General features: G+C 72.8%; 12 protein-coding genes and 2 pseudogenes. 8 read left to right on the top strand and 6 right to left on the bottom strand.

What is annotated here, in order from left to right; translation table 11 throughout:
• The first annotated feature begins 79 nt into the window (after positions 1-79).
• The 4 genes and pseudogenes from QE359_RS10140 to QE359_RS10155 all read left to right on the top strand — a co-directional run bounded on the left by QE359_RS10140 (position 80) and on the right by QE359_RS10155 (position 6,125).
• On the top strand, positions 80-904 hold the full coding sequence (locus QE359_RS10140; RefSeq protein WP_181015132.1) for a hypothetical protein: 825 nt from the start codon (positions 80-82) through the stop codon (positions 902-904).
• Between the two features lie 269 nt (positions 905-1,173).
• Positions 1,174-1,449 (top strand): annotated as a pseudogene (locus tag QE359_RS10145) (DNA polymerase Y family protein); the annotation flags it as partial.
• Between the two features lie 370 nt (positions 1,450-1,819).
• Positions 1,820-2,629 carry a hypothetical protein gene (locus QE359_RS10150; RefSeq protein WP_309779052.1) on the top strand — a complete coding sequence of 270 codons (810 nt, stop codon included), beginning with the start codon at positions 1,820-1,822 and terminating at the stop codon, positions 2,627-2,629.
• A 22-nt stretch (positions 2,630-2,651) separates the two neighbouring features.
• Positions 2,652-6,125: an error-prone DNA polymerase gene (locus QE359_RS10155; RefSeq protein ID WP_309779053.1), complete on the top strand. Its 3,474-nt coding sequence runs from the start codon at positions 2,652-2,654 to the stop codon at positions 6,123-6,125.
• An 8-nt stretch (positions 6,126-6,133) separates the two neighbouring features.
• Here QE359_RS10155 and QE359_RS10160 read toward each other — a convergent pair whose 3' ends face one another.
• On the bottom strand, positions 6,134-7,618 hold the full coding sequence (locus QE359_RS10160; RefSeq protein WP_309779054.1) for a HAMP domain-containing sensor histidine kinase: 1,485 nt from the start codon (positions 7,616-7,618) through the stop codon (positions 6,134-6,136).
• Positions 7,615-8,292, bottom strand: a complete 678-nt coding sequence (locus tag QE359_RS10165; protein ID WP_070416542.1) for a response regulator transcription factor — start codon at positions 8,290-8,292, stop codon at positions 7,615-7,617. Before QE359_RS10165 ends, QE359_RS10160 begins: the two co-directional genes overlap by 4 nt.
• A 207-nt stretch (positions 8,293-8,499) precedes the next feature.
• Between QE359_RS10165 and QE359_RS10170 the strand changes: the two genes are divergently transcribed.
• Entirely contained in the window at positions 8,500-8,808 is a 309-nt protein-coding gene (locus QE359_RS10170) for a hypothetical protein (RefSeq protein WP_070416541.1), read from the top strand.
• Between the two features lie 38 nt (positions 8,809-8,846).
• Here the strand turns inward: QE359_RS10170 and QE359_RS10175 are convergent, their stop codons facing one another.
• On the bottom strand, positions 8,847-9,941 hold the full coding sequence (locus QE359_RS10175) for an aromatic acid exporter family protein (protein WP_092384860.1): 1,095 nt from the start codon (positions 9,939-9,941) through the stop codon (positions 8,847-8,849).
• A gap of 80 nt (positions 9,942-10,021) precedes the next feature.
• Here QE359_RS10175 and QE359_RS10180 point away from each other — a divergent pair, with 80 nt between their 5' ends.
• Entirely contained in the window at positions 10,022-11,266 is a 1,245-nt protein-coding gene (locus QE359_RS10180) for an aminoglycoside phosphotransferase family protein (RefSeq protein ID WP_071295406.1), read from the top strand.
• Between the two features lie 465 nt (positions 11,267-11,731).
• The gene (locus QE359_RS10185; protein ID WP_070416539.1) at positions 11,732-13,861 is read left to right on the top strand and encodes a DEAD/DEAH box helicase; all 2,130 of its coding nucleotides are present in this window, start codon (positions 11,732-11,734) and stop codon (positions 13,859-13,861) included.
• 107 nt (positions 13,862-13,968) lie between these two features.
• Here QE359_RS10185 and QE359_RS10190 read toward each other — a convergent pair whose 3' ends face one another.
• Complete coding sequence (locus tag QE359_RS10190; protein WP_070416538.1) at positions 13,969-14,241, bottom strand: mycoredoxin; 273 nt, start codon at positions 14,239-14,241, stop codon at positions 13,969-13,971.
• A gap of 60 nt (positions 14,242-14,301) precedes the next feature.
• Here QE359_RS10190 and QE359_RS10195 point away from each other — a divergent pair, with 60 nt between their 5' ends.
• Positions 14,302-15,831, top strand: coding sequence for a CYTH domain-containing protein (locus QE359_RS10195; RefSeq protein ID WP_309779056.1), 1,530 nt, complete (start codon positions 14,302-14,304; stop codon positions 15,829-15,831).
• Between the two features lie 92 nt (positions 15,832-15,923).
• Here the strand turns inward: QE359_RS10195 and QE359_RS10200 are convergent.
• Both QE359_RS10200 and QE359_RS10205 read right to left on the bottom strand, forming a co-directional pair.
• Positions 15,924-18,069 (bottom strand): annotated as a pseudogene (locus QE359_RS10200) (S9 family peptidase).
• Entirely contained in the window at positions 18,066-19,253 is a 1,188-nt protein-coding gene (locus tag QE359_RS10205; protein WP_309779057.1) for a Fic family protein, read from the bottom strand. Before QE359_RS10205 ends, QE359_RS10200 begins: the two are co-directional and overlap by 4 nt.
• Between the last annotated feature and the right edge of the window lie 19 nt (positions 19,254-19,272).

The following is a 19,272-nucleotide window of genomic DNA, read 5'->3' on the forward strand; positions in this document are numbered from 1 at the left end:
ACCGCTCACACGGCGTGTCGAACGCGTGTTCGAAGCAACTGTCCACAGGATGTCGGACCCGATTGACATCATCGAACACATGTTCGAATATGAGGGCATGCAGACGGCGGCGGCACTCCGATCGCCCGGGGCTCACGGAGAGCCGACCGGGCGGCCCGGTCCTGCCCGGCCGGTGCGGCGGGTCGACCACCTCGGTGACGCCCGCGCCGCACTCGAACGGATCACCTCGCTGCGGTCGCGTGTGGCCGAGATGGAGTCCACCCGGGTCGACACCGAGGGGCTGCCCACGGCCGAGGCGCTCGCACCGCTCCTGCCGGGTGGTGCGATCCGCGTGGGCGGGTCCTACTCGGTGCACGAGTCGGTGCTCCTCGCGATGACGATGCTGCAGGCAGCCTCGGCCGCCGGTGCCTGGTGCGCGGTGGTGGGGGTGCCGTCCTTCGGGGTCGAGGCAGCGGCCGCGGCCGGCATCGACCTCGAACGGCTCGTGCTCGTACCGGACCCGGGTGACCAGTGGCTCACCGTGACGGCCGCGCTGGCGGACGTCGCCCAGATCGTCCTCACCCGTCCGCTCGGTCGGGTGGTTCCCGGCGACGTCTCCCGGCTGTCGGCACGGCTGCGTCAGCGTGGTGGGGCGCTCGTCGCGCTCGGGTCCTGGCCCGGGGCCGACGTCTCGCTGCGGGTGACCCGGTCCGAGTGGAGCGGCATCGGGGACGGACACGGCTTCCTGACGGAACGACGGGTCACGGTGTCGGCGTCCGGTCGTGCCGGAGCGGGCCGACCGGTGGACGCCGACCTGCTGCTGCCAGCGGCGGACGGCACGGTCCGGGCCGCCGTCCCCACCGCTGCGGCGTCCGGCCCCGGCCGGACGACACCCGTGCTGCGTCCCGTGGCGGTGGCGTCGTGAGCCCCCGTGGCGGCGGCCGGACCCGGACGACCGGGTCCCGGGTCACCGGTGCCCTCGCCGGACGCGGGCCCGGGGCCGGCGCGGGTGCGGCGGGCGTGCCCGATGCACGGTCGATCCGAGCCGACGCACTCGCCCGCGGTGGGGCGCTGCCCGAGCCCCCGCCGACCCGGACGATCGTGCTGTGGTGCCCGGACTGGCCGGTGATCGCGGCCGCTCGCGCTGCTGGGTCGCCGCCGGACCACCCGTTCGCCCTCGTGGTGAAGGGCCAGGTGTACGCCAGTTCCGCCAGTGCTCGGCAGCACGGCGTGGTCCGGGGGCTCCGCGTGCGCGAGGCACAGGCGCGCTGCCCCGAGCTCGTCGTGCAGCCCTACGACGACGCGCTCGACCACCGGGCGTTCGAACCGGTCATCCGCGCGGTCGAGGCGGCGGTCCCCGGTGTCGAGGTCCTCCGCCCGGGCACCCTCGCGCTGCGGTCCCGCGGGCCGGCCCGGTACTACGGCGGAGAACGAGCCGCCGCGGCGATCCTCGCCGGCATCGCTGCCGACCACGGTGCCCCCGGGGTGCGGGCCGGCGTCGCGGACACCCCGTTCGCCGCCGAACAGGCCGCTCGGGCTCGGCCAGCTCGTCCGGGGGAACGGGTGCGGATCGTGCCCGTCGACGGCTCGGCACCGTTCCTGGCCGGGCTGCCGCTCGGGGTGCTCGGCGACGCCGACCTCGCGATGCTGCTCGGACGCCTCGGCATCCAGACCCTCGGCGAGTTCGCCGCGCTGGCCGACGAGCAGGTGCGCGACCGGTTCGGACTCGCCGGGGCGTTCCTGCACCGGCTCGCCGGCGGCCGTGACCCGCGAGAGGTCGCGGCGCGCGCGGTCCCGCCCGAACTCCGAGTCGAGGCGTCGTTCGAACCCCCGCTCGACCGTGCCGACCAGATCGCGTTCGCGTTCCGTCGCTCCGCCGACGACTTACGCCGCACGCCTGCGGGCAGCCGGACTCGTCGCCACCACGATCCGGGTCGGCATCGTCGACGAGCGGGACATCCTGCTCGAGCGCACGTGGGTGCACCCGCGCTGGTTCGACGCCGCCGACGTGGTGGACCGGGTCCGCTGGCAGCTCGCCGGCGGGGTGGACCCGACCGGGCTCGAGGCGCCGGTCGTCCAGGTGGTGCTCGAGCCCGTCGCGGTCGACGACATGGCGAACCACGAACGCGGGCTCTGGGGGACCGGGCCGGACGAACGCGTGCACCACGGGCTCGCACGCGTGCAGGGACTGGTCGGGCACGACGGGGTGGTCACGCCACGGATCGGCGGCGGGCGCACCCTGGCCGAACGCGTGGTGCTCGTGCCGTGGGGCGACGCTCCCGTCGGCGGCGAGCGTGCGCTGGCGACCGTCCGCGACCGCCCGTGGCCCGGCAAGCTGCCCGGCCCGCCGCCGGCGACCGTGCTCGACCGTCCCCGCCCGGTGGACGTCGTCACCGGCGACGGCGGCACCGTCGACGTCGACGACCGCGGCGCCCTCACCGGGGTCCCGGAACGGTTCCGTGCCGAAGGGGAGCGCGGTGGCCGGTTCGACACCGTGACGGCGTGGGCCGGACCGTGGCCGCTCGTCGTGCGCTGGTGGGAAGCAGGCGGCCGCCGACTCCACCGGCTGCAGCTCGTCGACGCCGACGGCCGTGCGTGGTACCTCGTGCTCGCCGACCACCGGTGGTGGGCCGAGGCGGTGGCGACGTGACCGCCCGGACGGGAACGCACTGATGGGGTACAGCAACCCACCGATCCCGTGGTCCCAGTTCGAACGTGCGCTGTCCGACAAGCGGAGCCCCGGCAGCACGCACGACGGCGATGGCGGGGACAGCCCCGCGTGGTCCCGCAAGCGGGAGCCGTACGCCCCGACGGCCCCGCCGGTGGCCGACGACACCAACGTGCCCGTCGTACCGTACGCCGAGCTGCACGCGCACTCGACGTTCAGCTTCCTCGACGGCGCGAGCGGCCCGGAACAGCTCTTCGAAGAGGCCGCTCGGTTGCACCTGCACGGGCTCGCCCTCACCGACCACGACGGCTTCTACGGTGCCGCACGCATGGCCGAGGTGGCCGAGGCCTACCCGACCGTCGCCACGGTGTACGGCACCGAGCTGTCCCTCGGGCTGACCGAACCGCAGAACGGCGTGCCCGACCCCGAGGGCACGCACCTGCTCCTGCTGGCGGACGGGCAGGACGGGTACCACCGGCTCGCCGGCGCCGTCACGCGTGCGCACCTGGCGGCCGGCGCCGAGAAGGGTCGACCCCGGTACGACCTCGACGACCTCGCAGCACGGTCGGACGGGCACTGGCGTGTGCTGACCGGGTGCCGCAAGGGGGCCGTCCGGCAGGCACTCGAGCGCGGGGGCGAGTCCGCGGCCGAGGACGCCCTGCGCGCCCTGCTCGACCGGTTCGGCACGGCAGGGGTCGTCGTCGAGCTCACCGACCACGGCGACCCGATGGACACGGCCCGGAACGACGCCCTCGCCACCCTCGCCGCGAAGCACGCGCTGCCGACGGTGGCCACGGGCAACGTGCACTACGCCACCCCGGACCGGTTCCCGGTGGCGACGGCGCTCGCCGCGGTCCGTGCCCGCCGCAGTCTCGACGAGATCGACGGGTGGCTGCCGGCGGCACCCACGGCGCACCTCCGCTCGGGGGCGGAGATGGCCCGGCGGTTTGCCCGCTACCCCGGGGCGGTCGAGCACAGCGTCGAACTCGCCGACGAGCTCGGGTTCCGGTTGAAGACGGTCAAGCCCGGGCTGCCCGACATCGACGTCCCCGACGGACACACCACGATGTCCTGGCTGCGGGAGCTGACCTGGCGCGGTGCCCGCCGGTTCTACCCCGGCAGCGCCGACGGCGTCGACCCGCAGAAGCGCGAGCGGATCGAACGCGAGCTCTCGGTGATCGAGGACAAGGACTTCCCCGGCTACTTCCTCATCGTGCGGGACATGGTGCAGTACGCCCGTGAGCGCGGGATCCTCTGCCAGGGCCGCGGTTCGGCGGCGAACTCGGCGGTCTGCTACCTGCTCGAGATCACCGCGGTCGACTCGATCCGCTACGGGCTGCCGTTCGAACGGTTCCTGTCGGCCATGCGCGACGAGGAACCCGACATCGACGTCGACTTCGACTCCGACCGGCGTGAAGAGGTCATCCAGTACGTCTACGAGAAGTACGGCCGGTTCAACGCCGCACAGGTCGCGAACGTCATCACCTACCGGCCGAAGGGCGCCGTGCGGGACATGGCGAAGGCGCTCGGCCACAGCCCCGGGCAGCAGGACGCCTGGTCGAAGCAGGTCGAACGCTGGGGCTCGGTGACCGAGAGCCAAGACCACGACATCCCGGACACCGTGGTCGACATGGCGCAGCAGGTGCTCGGGTTCCCCCGGCACCTCGGCATCCACTCCGGCGGCATGGTCCTCACCGACCGGCCCGTGGGCGAGGTCGTCCCGATCGAGCACGCCCGCATGGACGGTCGGACGGTGCTGCAGTGGGACAAGGACGACTGCGCCTACATGGGCCTCGTGAAGTTCGACATGCTCGGGCTCGGCATGCTCGCCGCGCTGCAGTACTCGTTCGACCTCGCCGACGAGCACTGCGGGGAGCGGTGGGACATGCACTCCATCCCGAAGGAGGAACAGGGCGTCTACGACCAGCTGTGCCGCGCGGACACCATCGGGGTGTTCCAGGTGGAGTCCCGAGCACAGATGGGGACGCTGCCCCGACTGCTGCCGCGACGCTTCTACGACCTCGTGATCGAGGTCGCCCTGGTGCGCCCCGGGCCGATCCAGGGCGGCGCAGTCCACCCGTACATCCGGCGGCGCACGGGCGAAGAGCCGATCACGTACATCCACCCGTCGCTCGAACCCGTGCTCGAGCGGACCCTCGGCGTCCCGCTCTTCCAGGAACAACTGATGCAGATGGCGATCGCGGTGGGCGGGTGCTCGGGGGACGACGCCGACCTGCTCCGGCGTGCGATGGGGTCGAAGCGCGGGCACGAGAAGATCGACCGGCTCCGCGAGAAGCTCTACGCCGGGATGGCCGCGAACGACATCCACGGCGAGGACGCCGACGCCATCTACGCCAAGATCCAGGCGTTCGCGAACTTCGGCTTCGCGGAGAGCCACTCCATCAGCTTCGCGCTCATCGTCTACGCGAGCGCGTGGATGCGGCTGCACTACCCCGGAGCCTTCCTCGCCGCGCTGCTCCGTGCGCAGCCGATGGGGTTCTACTCACCCCAGACCCTGGTGGCCGACGCCCGACGGCACGGGGTCACCGTCCTGCGACCGGACATCCTGCGGTCCGGCGTGGACGCCACGTTGGAGCCGCTGCACGACGACGACGCCGACGCCGACGACGACGACGCCGCCGGTGGTCCAGGAGGCGCGGCGCACGTCCACGCGACGGGTCACGACCACTGCCTGGCCGAGGAACAACCCCCGGTGCTGCCGTTCGACAAGGCCACGCCCGACGACACGGCGCGGCACCGGCGGGACGGCGCCTTCGCGGTCCGCCTCGGGCTGGCCGAGGTCTCCTCGCTCGGCCGGAAGAGCGCCGAGAAGATCGTCGCCGAGCGGGACGCCCACGGTCCCTTCACCGACATGTCCGACCTCGCTCGCCGTGTCGGCCTGACCACGGCGCAGCTCGAGGCGCTCGCTGCCGCCGACGCCTTCGCGTCGATCGGGGTCGACCGGCGGGGTGGGATGTGGTCGGCGGCACAGGCCGCGGCCGAGCGTCCCGACCAGCTGCCCGACACCCAGGTGACGGTGCAGCCGCCGCTGTTCGGGCAGATGACCAGCGGTGACGTCCTCATCGCGGACATGTGGTCGACGGGGATGACGACGGACGACCATCCCGTGCGGCACGTCCGTGGCGGCCTCGTGGCCCGCGGGGTGCTCAGCGTCCAGGACACCGCGACGGCCGAGACCGGACGGCGGGTCGAGGTCGGGGGGATCGTGACGCACCGGCAGCGTCCGGCGACGGCGTCCGGCATCACGTTCATGAACGTCGAGGACGAGACCGGGTTGGTGAACGTGATCTGCAGCGTCGGCGTGTGGGGGCGGTACCGACGGGTCGCGCGCGAGGCGCCGGCCGTGATCGTGCGGGGGATCCTCGAGCGGTCGCCGGACGGGGTCGTGAACCTGGTGGCCGACCGGATCGAGCACCTGTCCCTGTCGGTCCGCACCCGGTCGAGGGACTTCCAGTGACCGACCGGCTACTGCACCTCGGGGATGCGGATCGTGACCTCGAGCCCGCCGGACCGCACGTTCCGGAGCGACGCCGTCCCGCCCGCACGCTCCGCCACGGCCCGCACGATCGCGAGCCCCAGTCCGGAACCACCCGGCAGGGGGATCGTGCCGGTCGCGGGGTCGGGGTTCGGGCGGGACTTCCGGGCCTCGTCGGGGCGGGTGAACCGGTCGAAGGCGACGGGGATGAACGACTCCGGCACGCCGGGGCCGTCGTCCGTGACCTGCAGGATCCCCTCGCCGCCGGCACTGCGCCACGAGACGAAGACGCCGCCGCCGCGGGGGAGTGCCGACACCGCGTTGCCGGCGATGTTCGTGACGAGCTGCGCCATGCCACCGGTGTCGAGCCGGTACCGCGGCTCCACGGTGCCGCCGCCGATGCCCGGGCCGGAACCCCCGACGGCGACCGGGGACTCCAGGTCGAAGTCGACGGTGATGTCCTTGGCGGACGCGATGAGCCGGACGCGGTCGACGGCGCTCATGACCTCGTCGCCGAGGTCCGACCAGCCCGTGGGCTGCTGCTCGGCGCCGTCCTGTTCGCGGCGCTCGGACTCCTCGATGCGGGACAGCGCGAGCAGGTCGTTCGCCAGGCGCGACAGCCGCGCGACGCTGAGCTTCGCGCGCTCGATGTGGGCGGCGAGGGCGGCCGCGTCGTCCCCGTCGAGGGACGCCAGGTCGAGCTGGGTCGTCAGGATCGCGAGGGGCGTGCGGAGTTCGTGGCTCGCGTCCGAGACCATCTGGCGCTCGCGTTCGGTGGCCTGGCGCGTGCGGGCGAGGAAGGCGTTGAGGGTCGTCGCCAGCGAGGCGAGTTCGTCCTGGGCCGGACCGACCGGCAGCTCGGCGCGTTCGGGGGCGACGGAGAGTCGCTCGGCCTCGCGGCGCATCCGGTTCACCGGGCGCAGGGCGGCGGTCGCGAGCACCCACGAGGCGACGCCGAACGCGACCAGGATCGCGAGCCCGGTGAGCGACAGCGTCGAGGTGAGGTCGTCGACGACGATCGCCTCGGCCTGCGAGTTGCGGGCCGCCACGACCGTCCACCGACCCGCCTGGTTGACGGGGTGCTCGACGACGACGCGGTACTCCGAGCCGGCGACCCGGATGAGGGACGTCCCCGCCTTCGTCTCGGTGAGGCTGCCGAGCGCGCGCTCGACGCGGGGCGGCATGGTCGACAGGGCGATGTCACCGGACGGCGAGACCACGGCCACGAGCTGCGCGTTGCCCGGCGGGGACAGGTCGGGGTCGCTGTCGACCTCGAGCGTGGCCACGTACGGGTCGGCGTCCGCGTCGAGCAGGGTGCGCGTGGCACTCGCGACGACGCTGACCACCTGGAACCGCATGACGAGCACGAGCAGCACGATGACCACCGCCGCGATCGCCGTGGACCCGATGGTGATCCGAGCGCGGAGCGACAGGTTCCGCAGCGGACGGATCAGGCCACGCCCGGAACCGGTCACGCCCCGAGCAGATCGAGCCGGTAGCCGCGGCCGCGCACGGTGGAGATCGCGACCGTCGCCTCGTGCGAGGTCAGCTTCTTGCGGAGGTACGAGATGTACTGCTCGACGACGTTCGGGTCGACGTGCTGCGAGCCGTCCCAGACCTCTTCGAGGATCTTCGGGCGGTCGACCACGGTGCCCACCGACCGTGCGAGCAGCCGGAGGAGCGCGAACTCCGTGGGGCTCACGGCGACCCGCTGGCCCTTGATCAGGATGCGACGGGCCTCTGAGTCGATCGCGACGTCGCCCACCTCGATGGTGCGCGGGGCGCCGGCGGACTCGCGACGGCCGAGGGCGCGGAGACGAGCGGTGAGCTCGGCGAAGGCGAACGGCTTCGTGAGGTAGTCGTCGGCGCCGGCGTCGAGGCCGAACACGCGGTCGTCGACGGCGTCCCGCGCGGTCACGAGGAGGATCCGGACCGGGTCCTCGCGCTCGCGGATGCGTCGGGCGAGCTCGAAGCCGGACATGCCGGGCATCATGACGTCCACGACGGCCAGGTCGAACGCCTGGTCGCCGAGCGCGATCAGTGCCTCGACCCCGTTCTCGACCGCGGTGACGCGGTACCCCTCTGCCGCGAGCCCACGTTCCATGAGCGCGCGCATCTCGTCATCGTCCTCGACCACCAACAGGCGCATAGCGACCTCCTCGACCCCATCGTGGCATCGAACCTGTACATGCGGGAGATCCCACGGCTGAACTCGCTGAATCTCGTCACAGTCACGGCGGCCGGACAGGTAGAACGGTCTGTCCCCCGTTCGTGGGACGTGAGGACTGCTTGCTTCGTTGCTATGCTCGCGCACCGGAAGCGGCGTACCCGACGCCACATCCACAGTGGGGGCACCATGAACGACATGCCGGAACACCCGGCCCTCGTCCGTCTGCGTGCCGAGCTCGACGCCGCTTGGAAGGGCATCGGCGTGCTCGGCGACATGGAGGACGACAGCCGCGACCGTGTGGTTGCCGAGCTCCGGGCGGCGGTCCCGGACATCGCGAGCGTCGCTGCTCGTGCCGCGGGGGCCGATGCCGTCGTGGCCGAGATCAGCCGGTTCGCGAGCGTCGAGGTCGTCTCGAGCGACTCGACCGTGCCGACGGCGACGATCTGGGACGACATCGTGCACTCGGCGGCCGAGGCAGCGTCCGCCGCGCGCTGACGCGCCACGAGCGCGCACGCGCCTGCGCACGAGCAGCGTCAGTCGTCCTCGCCGAGCAGCTCCTCGCGCACGCGCCGGATGTCCTCGAGCAGCGCCCCGATCAGGATCCAGTGCCGCGAGTTCGGCCGGATCACCTCGAGCGGCGCCGTGAGTGCCGGCTCCGCGACGTCCTCGTCGTGCTGCGGCGACGTCGGCACCGACCACCGGGGCCGAGGGGACGCAGCGGTCGACACGGGCACCTCCTTCGCGGCGACCCGGGCACTGAGCGCCCGGACGTCGGCAGCGATCCGGGCGACCTCGGTGGCGATGCTCCCGACGACGGGGTCGGCCCGGAGGTCGGGCGCCGTGTTGTCCTGGATCGCCCGGGTCATGCCGGTGACCCGGGTGACGAGCACACGCAGGTGTTCGGCCACGACGATGTCCTCGTCGAGGACGGTCCGGTGCCGTCCGCCGCGCGGGTTCATCGTGAGGGACTCCCGGGCCGCGGTGAGCGAGGCCTCGGCGCGGGCGTGCTGCTGCCGGAGTGCCCGGGCCTGCAGGAGCGCCTCGTGCCAGCGGTCCTGGTCCCACCCCTCGGTGAGCCCGATCGCGACCCGCTCGAACGCGGCGGCGGTGTCCCGGGCGAGCCGTGCGACCGCGAGGTGCGCCGGACCGAGCAGCACCGGCGGCACGATGAGCGCGTTCACGATGAGGGCGACGATCGCTCCCAGGACGGTCTCGAGGATCCGGTCGGCCGAGTAGTTCGGCGTGACGACGCCCGCGGTCAGCACGAGCATGCCGCTGATGCCGACCTGCGTCGCCGAGGTCGGGGTGAGCCGCAGCGCCCACGCGATGAGGATCGCGAGCACGATGACGAGCAGGACGACCCACACGGTGTCGCCGAGCAGCAGGTGGAACCCGGTGGCGAGCACGACCCCGAGGACGACCCCGGCGCTGCGCTCGAGTCCCTTCACGAACGACTGGTTGATGCTCGGCTGCACCACGAGCAGTGCGGCGATCGCGGCGAAGGTCGGGAACGGGCCGTCGATGAGCACCCGGCACAGCAGCACGGCGGCGACCACCGCGACCGCGGTCTTGACGACCTGCAGGAACGGCGTGCGACTGGAGCTGCGGAGACGCGCGACCGGGTTCACGACGACCACGGTAGCCACGGTGCGCGCGCCGAGCCGTGCACGAACGCGACGAATCCCGCCCCGTCCGGTTGACTGGTCTCGTGTGGCCCAACCATGAGCGCGTCATCCCGCAGGCCTTCGCCGGCTCCGGGACCTCCGTTGTGGCCGCACGCGCGCACTCGGTCGAACCCTCGGGCAACGGCTACCTGTACGGCTACGAGGTCGACACCGTGGACCGCAACGGTCAGCGCGCCACGGTCCTGACCTACGTCGACACCGGCGGGACCCACGATCAGAACAGCGCGATCGTCACCGACCCCGCAACGGGCGAGCCGGTCTCGGTGTGGGCGTACCCGAACGACCCCGGGCTACCGGTGCTGCCCCAGGTGACCTACCGCGACGCCGTCGCCGAGCTCCTCACGACGCTCGGCATGCCGGTCACCGACCCGACCCTCACGGTCGCGGCGTACCGACCGGGCAAGCGTGCCGTGGTGCGGGTCGACGCCGCCGAGGGGACCCTCTTCCTCAAGGTCGTGCGTCCGCACCGGGTGGCCCCGATCGAGAAGTCGCACGAGCAGTTCGTCGCCGCCGGACTGCCGGTGCCGCGGGTGCTGTCGAGCCGTGGGGACGGTCTGCTCGTCCTCGAACGCATCCGCGGGGTCCCCGCCGGCAGCCGCATCCTCGAGATCGCGGACGACCCGCGCTTCGTGGCCTCCCTCGCGGCGCTCACCGGGCGGATCGCGACGGTCCCGATGACGCAGCAGGCCCGCGCCGACGCGATGGACCACGCCGACTGGCACCGCCGCACCCTCGTCGCCGCGCTGCCGCAGGACGCCGAGGAGATCGACGCGCTCTACGACGCCATCGGTCGACGCTCGATCGGCTGGGCGACGGCCACGAAGCAGGTCGTGCACGGCGACCTGCACCTCGAGCAGGTCTTCGTCGACGAGGACGAGCCGTGGCGCATCTCCGGCCTGCTCGACATCGACACGGCGGGCTGGGGCTACCCGGTGCGCGACATCGGTGCCGTGGTGGCGCACCTCGTCGTCACGGGGCTGTGGCACCGGTCGCGCGGCGACGCGGAGCGCGGGGCGGCCGCCGAACGCCTCGCCGACGCCGTCGCGCGCGACTGGATCGCGCGCAACCCCGACCAGTCGGACCGGATCGGCCCGGCGATCGGCGCGCAACTGCTCGCGCACGCCGGCGGCCAGGCCACGACCGGTTCCGCGAACGGCATCCACACGGCGGAGCAGCTGCTGGCGGCGACGCAGGCGGCCCTCGCGGAGGCGACGCCGATCGTCCCCTCCGACGGGCTCCTCCGCCCGCGCTCCGCACCACAGGCCTGACGCGACCACCTGCGCGACGCCGGTCGCGGGACGGGTCCGCACCGCGCCTCCTGGACCCGACAGCAGGCGGATCCAGGAGGCGCGACTCGCGCGGGCGTCGTCGAGTCGCCTCCGTCGGTGGTCGGGGAGTAAACTGAGCGCGCACGCACCGCGTTCCCGCGTGCCGCGTCGATTCCGGACGCAGCAGTCGGTCACTTGACCGACGTGGGAACCGGGTCCGTGATCGCTCCGAGGGGGCATCACGTGCGTGTGACGGCGCCGGATCCCGGCGCGGACCGTCGCATCCGGCTCCACCCGGTGGCCGCGATGGGAACGGTCCGCAGGACTCCACGTCCCCCGGACGGGGACCGGCGAAGCGGTGGGCCACGGTGGCCCCCGGAACACCGGAGCCGTGCCAGGCGCCGGTTCAGGACTTCCGCCCCGCGGGGCGGCTCGCCCGCACGAACGGGCGGAACAGGAGGAGCGTTGGCTCGATCAGGCACCCGGCGAGCAGCCGGCGGGACGCGGACCGCGTCGCGTCGCACCAGGCCGCTCGACAACGACGGCGTCATCCCCGTGCTCGCCCGCGCCGTGCGCGAGGTCGAGGCGGCGGCGCAGCGTGGACCGCTCAAGGCGTCGAACCGTTCGAAGTTCCAGGCGGTCGCCCTGCTCATGCGCGAGGAACGCGCACGGGTCAAGGCGGACACCGAACTCACCGACTCGCAGCGCGCCGAGCAGCTCAAGCGGCTCGACGGCGTGGCGACGATCCTCGCGAAGACCGCGGCGCGGGACACCAGCGTGATCCAGCTCCTCACGGAAGAGGCGTCGGTCAGCGAGACGACCCGCACCGTGAAGCGCGACATGATGATCGCGGGTGGCATGGAGCTGCAGCCCGAGGAACTCGTCATCGCGGCGGAGCCCTCGCCGACGGTGGAGAGTCCGGTGCGTGCCGTCGTGCCGCAGGCGGTCGTGCAGCGACAGCTCGCGAACCCGTTCCTGCCGCCGGACTTCGCGCTCGCCGACCAGCCCGTCGCACACCCGCGTCGCCTGGCGAACTGGGAGCTGTTCGGCCCGCTCTTCAAGTCGTTCGAGTACGGCGCGGGCGGGGGAGCGGCGACGATGCCGCTGCCCGAGCCCACGACGCTGCACTCGCGGTCGGGCACCACGCTCATGAAGCACCAGGCGGAGCTCATCGCCGCCGCGGCGCAGGGCCACCGCACGTTCCTGCTCGCCGACGAGCCCGGCCTCGGCAAGACCGCGCAGTCGCTCCTCGCCGCCGAGGCCGCGAACGCCTTCCCGCTGCTGGTCGTCGTGCCGAACGTCGTCAAGACGAACTGGAAGCGCGAGGCCGCCCGCTGGGTCCCGAACCGCACCGCCACGGTCATCCACGGCGACGGGGACGACCTCGACGGGTTCGCCGACATCGTCATCGTGAACTACGAGATCCTCGACCGGCACGCCGGCTGGCTCGGGAACTTCGGGTTCAAGGGCATGGTCGTCGACGAGGCGCACTTCATCAAGAACAAGGACTCGCAGCGCTCGAAGTTCGTGCTGCAGCTCGCCGAGGCGATCCGGTCGCGCACCGCGTCGCCGCTGCTGATGGCCCTCACCGGCACGCCGCTGATCAACTCGGTCGAGGACTTCCGCACCATCTGGGAGTACCTCGGCTGGATCGACGACAAGAAGCCGCGCGCCAAGCTCATGAACGAGCTCGAGGAGATCGGCCTGACGCCGGCCGACCCCGGGTTCTTCGTCGAGGCCCGCAAGGCCGTCATCGACCAGGGCATCGTCCGCCGCCGCAAGGTCGACGTCGCCGCGGACATCCCGGCACGTCGGATCGCCGACATCCCCGTCGAACTCGACGACGAGGTCGGCCGCTCGATCCGCGACGCCGAGCGCGAGCTCACCGCGAAGCTCGTCAAGCGGTACCACCAGGCGCTCGACGCCCGCACCGGGCAGGACCCGGTCGTCGGCATCGACCACAAGCTCGTCCGCCAGGTCGCGCGCTGGGAGCTCGAGGACCAGGACGCCTCGCCGACCGGGGAGAACGTGTTCTCGATGGTGCGGCGCATCGGTCGGGCCAAGGCACAGCTCGCGGCGGACTACGCGGCGCAGCTCGCCTCGAACGTCGGCAAGGTCGTGTTCTTCGCGAAGCACCTCGACGTCATGGACCAGGCGGAAGAGGTGTTCGCACGTCGACACCTCCGCACCGCGACGGTCCGGGGAGACCAGACGCCGGCGCAGCGCACGGCCGAGATCGACTCGTTCGTGAACGACCCCGACGTCGCCGTGATCGTCTGCTCGCTCACCGCGGCGGGCGTCGGCCTGAACCTGCAGGTGTCGTCGAACGTCGTGCTCGCCGAGCTGTCGTGGACGAGCGCCGAGCAGACCCAGGCGATCGACCGCGTGCACCGCATCGGGCAGGAGGAGCCCGTCACGGCGTGGCGCATCATCGCCGCCCAGACGATCGACACCAAGATCGCCGAGCTCATCGACTCGAAGGCGTCCCTGGCCGCCCGCGCGCTCGACGGCTCCGACGAGGAGATCGTCGACTCCGGCGACATCCAGCTCGACGCGATGGCGGCGCTGCTGACCGAGGCGCTGGAGCGCGGCTAGGGCCGGCGCCGTCCGGCGCGCGGCTACGAACCACGAAACCGACATCGAACCGGGGCTTCGGCCTGGTTCGGTGTCGGTCTCGTGGTTCGACGTGGGCGCCCGCGGCGTCAGATGCGCGACTGGACCTCGGCGAGCGAGGGGTTCGTCGCCGTGCTGCCGTCGGGGAACACCAGCGTCGGCACGGTCTGGTTGCCGCCGTTGACCTCGGCGACGAGTTCGGCCGTGCCGGGCGTCTGCTCGATGTCGACCTCGCGGTAGGGGACCCCGGCCTTGGACATCTGGTTCTTCAGGCGCGCGCAGTAGCCGCACCAGCTGGTCGTGAACATCGTGACGGCGCCGGCCTCCGGCACGAACGCGTCGCGGGTGATCGTCTCGCTCATGTGCTCAGGCTAACCCCGCCGGTTCGGGGAACACGGGGAAGCCCTGGTAGACAGGACCGCGTGAGCGACACGCACCTCGAGATCGAGCGAACCTATGACCTGCCCGAGGGCGGTGCCCTGCCGGACCTCGTCGGCATCGGCGGCATCATCCGCACCGAGCACCAGGAGCCGTTCGACCTCGACGCGACGTACTGGGACACCGAGCGGTACGACCTCGTGGCCGCCCGCGTGACGGTGCGCCGCCGGACCGGTGGCCCCGACGCCGGCTGGCACATCAAGCGCGCCTCGTCCGACACCGTCCGGCACGAGCAGCACTTCCCGCTCACCGACGACGCCGACACCGTCCCCGACGAGGTCCTCGCCGCACTCTTCACCGAGCGCCGTGGCCGGGGCCTCCACCCGGTGGTCCGGATCACGACGACCCGCACGGTGACGCGGCTGCTCGACGAGGACGGCGACCAGATCGCCGAGGTCGCCGACGACCAGGTCCGCGCGACGCGGCTCGACGACGACGCCCCCGAGACCCCGCGCACCTGGCGCGAGGTCGAGGTCGAGATCGTCGGCGGCGTCGACCCGCAGGTCGCCCACGAGCTCTTCGCGTCGCTCGACGGGCGCTTCGCCGCCGTCGGCGCCGGCCCCGCCGCCGTCTCGTCCAAGCTGGCACGTGGGCTGGCAGGAGCACCGGCACCGCGCCTCCAGGCCGAGGACAAGCCGGAGAAGGGAACGACCGCACGCGTGCTGGTGAAGCGGCTGCGGAAGCTCCGCGCCGTGCTCCTCGCCCAGGAGGCGCGGCTCCGCTCCGGCGACGCCACCGACCTCCGGCAGGCGGCCGAGACCGCCCTCGAGATCGCCGCGATCCTCGGCGCGTACCGGCCGGCGTTCGCCGCCGGCGACGCCGTCGACCGCGCTGCCGCGGGGGCGGACGGACTCGCCGCCGTCACCGCGCGCGCTGCGTTGGCGGAGTACCTCATCGACCGGCTGCCGCGCGCGTCGACCCCGGCGCAGGACGAGCTCGTCGACGCGATGACGCGCGAGCGGATCCTGGCGGCCACCCGCGAACGTCGCGACCAGTCGGTCCGGGACGTCGTGGCGTTCCTGCACGGCGAGCCGTTCCTCGAGCTCCTCGACGCCCTCGATGACGCGGTCGAGCGCCCCGCACCGACCGCGTGGGCCCTCCGGTCGCCGAAGAAGGTCGCGCAGGACGTCGTCGCCCAGGTGAAGCCGGAGGTCCGCGAACTCGTGCGCGCCGCCGTCGCCGACGACACCTCGGACACCGCCGCTGCGCGTGAGGCCGCCGACCGTGCCACGACCGAGGCCGCCTGGCAGGCGACGATGCGCGCGCGCCTGACGATGGACGTGCTCGGCGACGACGCGTTCCCGCACGCACTGTGGAAGCGGATCGGGACGGCGGCCGACGTCCTCACCGAGCGGGTGCGCTCCCTGCACGCGCTCGACACGCTGCGCACGAACGCGGCGATCGCCGAGCGCGGCGGCGAGGGCACGTTCGGGTACGGGGTGCTCGCGGGCGACCGGGTGCGCCTCGCCGAGGAGTCCTACGACGAGGCGGTGCACGCGCTCAACCGCGTGTGACGCGCCGCGCGGCGGGCGCTCGCGCGCTCGCTTCGTGAGCAGGAATGGTCGGGTGCCGATGGGCAACCCGACCATTCCTGCTCACCAAGTCGTCACGCGGCGGGCGCCTCGTCCGCCAGCCCCAGGACGTCGAGGAGCCAGGCGAGCTCGAACGCCCGCTCCTTCCACGAGGCGTACCGGCCGCTGACGCCGCCGTGCCCCGCAGCCATCTCGGTCTTGAGCAGCACCGGGGCGCCGACGTCACGCAGCTTCGCGGTCCACTTCGCGGGCTCGACGTACAGCACGCGGGTGTCGTTGATGGACGTCACGGCGAGGATCTTCGGGTACTGCACGTCGTCGCGGACGTTCTCGTAGGGCGAGTACTCGCTCATGTACCGGTAGACCTCGGGGTCGTGCAGCGGGTCGCCCCACTCGTCCCACTCGATGACCGTCAGCGGCAGGTCGGGGTCGAGGATGCTCGTCAACGCGTCGACGAAGGGCACCGCCGCGAGGATCCCGGCGAACCGTTCCGGGGCGAGGTTCGCCACAGCGCCCATCAGGAGCCCGCCCGCGCTGCCGCCCTCGGCGACGAGCCGGTCGGCGGTGGTGCGTCCGGTGTCGATCAGGTGCGTGGCGACCGCGACGAAGTCGGAGAAGGTGTTCTTCTTCGTGAGGGTCTTGCCGTTCTCGTACCAGTGCCGACCCATCTCGCCGCCACCGCGCACGTGGGCGACGGCGAACACGACGCCGCGGTCGAGCATCGACAGGCGCATGACGCTGAACCCGGGGTCGATCGAGTGCTCGTACGAGCCGTAGCCGTAGAGGTGCAGCGGTGCCGGACGGTCGGTGTCGACCGCGTCACGGCGCCACACGAGGGAAATCGGCACGCGGGTGCCGTCGTCGGCGGTGGCCCAGTCGCGCTCCTGGACGTAGTCGGCCGGGTCGTAGCCGCCGAGCACGGGCTGACGCTTCAGGACCGTGACCTCGCCCGTCGCGAGGTCGAGGTCGCTCACCTCGGACGGGGTGACGAACGACGTGAACCCGATCCGGAGCGTCCGGCTGGTCCCACTCCGGGTTGCCACCGAGCCCGGCCGAGAACAGTGCCTCGTCGAAGGGGACCTCGTGCGCGTCGCCGTAGCCGTCGCCCTCGATCGGGATGATCGCGACGCGGGGGAGCGCCTCGGACCGGTACTCGAGCGCGAGGTGTCCGGCGAAGGCGTCCACCGCCTCGATCCGACGCTCGGCGTGGTGCGCGACGACGACCCGCCGGTCACGCTCCGATGTGGGGTCGTCCGCGGGGACGTCGACGAGCTCGAAGTTCTCGGCACCGTCGTTGTGCAGGACGAGGAACCGGTCGCTGCCGCCCACGATCGCGTGCTCGATCTCGTACTCGACGCCCTCGCGCCGGGGCCACACGACCTGGAACTCGCCGGTGGGGTCGGCCGCGTCGAGGACGAGCGCCTCGGAGGTGATCTTCGACCCGAGCTCGATCACGATGTACTGCGACGACCGGGTGACCCCGACGCCGACCCAGTAGCGGTCGTCCGGCTCCTCGAACACGACGACGTCGTCGGCCGCCGGGCTGCCCACGGTGTGCCGCCAGATGCGGTCGGGCCGCCAGGAGTCGTCGACGGTCGGGTAGAACACGAAGCGCCCGGACGGGTCGAACGTGGCCCCGGAGCCGGTGTTCGGGATCTCGTCGCCGAGGTCGGTGCCGGTCGTGAGGTCCCGCACGTGCAGGGTGTACCGCTCGTCGCCCTCGACGTCGATGCCGTAGACGAGCCGTGTGCCGTCGTCGCTGATGTCGTAGGAACCCAGCGAGAAGAAGTCGTGGCCGTCCGCGAGCGCGTTGCCGTCGAGGACGACCTGCTCGCCGGGGAGCGTCGCTTCGCCCTCGGTCACCGCCGGCGGGGTCCAGTCGTCCGTCCCGCTGATCGGCGCACGGCAGTGCACGCCGTACTGGCTGCCCTCGGCCGTGCGCGTGAAGTACCACCAGTCGCCCATGCGGACGGGCACCGAGAGGTCGGTCTCCTGCACGCGGTTCTTCACCTCGGCGAAGATCCGGTCGCGCAGTCCGTCGAGGTGCGCCGTCGCCTGCTCGGTGTGGCGGTTCTCGGCTTCGAGGTAGGCCAGGGTGTCCGGCGACTCCTTGTCGCGCAGCCACTCGTAGTCGTCGACGAAGTCGATGCCGTGGTGGGTCCGCGTCACGGGCCGCTTGGCGGCGGTGGGCGGGGTGGCCTGGGCGTGCTCGGTGCTCACCACCCCACCCTATTCGCCCGGTGTGTGACGGCGTCGTGGACGCGGTCGGTGAAGGCCGTCACCTCGTCGGCGACGGCCACCGCGAGCCACGCTCGGCGACGGCGCCGCTCGGTCACCGGCCGCAAGACCCCGGTCCGGCAGAGGTCGTCGGTCACGGTGTCGATCGAGCGGGCGTCGTCGCCGAGCAGCTGCTCGAGGTGGTCCTCGGTGACGACGGGATCGTCGACGAGGGTCCGGGTGACCGCGTCGTGCGCCCGTGTCGGGACGGCGGCCTCGTCGAGGAGCAGCGCCGTGACCGTGGCTTCGTCGCACACCGTGCCGATCGCGATCGCGAGGTCACGGACCCACTCATCGACGACACCGCGCCGGTACCGGTCGAGGTGCCAGAAGTACCGGTCCCGCTCGGCGACCAGGGCAGTCGCGACCGGCACCGTGACGATCCGAGCGAGGCCTCGACGGCGGAGCACGGCGGCGACGAGCGCGCGGCCGATCCGCCCGTTGCCGTCGGTGAACGGGTGGATCGACTCGAACTGCGCGTGCGCGATGGCCGCCTGCGCGATCGGGTGCAGGTCGTCGCGGTGGAGGAACGCGAACAGGTCGTCCATCAGCTCGGGCACGAGCGCGGCCGGCGGCGGGACGTGGCGCGCGAGCCGGGGCGTGGCGCCGCCGCCGATCCAGTTCTGCACGTCCCGCCAGCGTCCGGCGTACCGGCCGTCGGCCGGGTCGTCGCGCAGGAGCCGGTGGTGGGCCGCGAGCAGCGCCCGTTCCGTGATCGTGCCGGACGCCGCGGACGACACGAGCGTCTCGATCGCCCCGCCGGCCCGGACCATCGCCGTCGCGCTGCGGTTCGCCCGGACGCCGACGACGGCCCGCGCGAGGTCGTCGAGCGTGGCGTGCTCGTCCTCGATGCGGGAGGTCGCGACGGCCTCGGTCCGGTCGAGCACGCGACCGAGCACGGCGAGCCGGTCGCCGTGGTGCTCGTCGAGGTGCACGAGCGCGGCGGCGGCGCGGTCGAGCAGCGCTGCGGTGTCGGTGTCCGGGGACCAGGGGAGGCGGGCGATGCGCGGCGGGACCGACGCCACCACCGACGTCGTCTCGCGGTCGTGCCGCGGGCCGCGCACGCTGCTGCGCCAGGGCAGCGTGACGGTGGTGTGGGACGGCCAGGGGTGCTCGGTGCGGGGCATCGGTTCCTCCACGGTGGAC

Origin of the sequence: Curtobacterium sp. SORGH_AS_0776, from assembly GCF_031453355.1 — a bacterium.
Lineage (GTDB): Bacteria > Actinomycetota > Actinomycetes > Actinomycetales > Microbacteriaceae > Curtobacterium.

Bases quoted from the DNA above. Each gene is read 5' to 3' on its own strand.
- QE359_RS10170 (WP_070416541.1), top strand. From the start codon at position 8,500: ATGAACGACATGCCGGAACACCCGGCCCTCGTCCGTCTGCGTGCCGAG.
- QE359_RS10190 (WP_070416538.1), bottom strand. From the start codon at position 14,241: ATGAGCGAGACGATCACCCGCGACGCGTTCGTGCCGGAGGCCGGCGCC.
- QE359_RS10165 (WP_070416542.1), bottom strand. From the start codon at position 8,292: ATGCGCCTGTTGGTGGTCGAGGACGATGACGAGATGCGCGCGCTCATG.
- QE359_RS10155 (WP_309779053.1), top strand. From the start codon at position 2,652: ATGGGGTACAGCAACCCACCGATCCCGTGGTCCCAGTTCGAACGTGCG.
- QE359_RS10205 (WP_309779057.1), bottom strand. From the start codon at position 19,253: ATGCCCCGCACCGAGCACCCCTGGCCGTCCCACACCACCGTCACGCTG.
- QE359_RS10140 (WP_181015132.1), top strand. From the start codon at position 80: ATGTTCGAATATGAGGGCATGCAGACGGCGGCGGCACTCCGATCGCCC.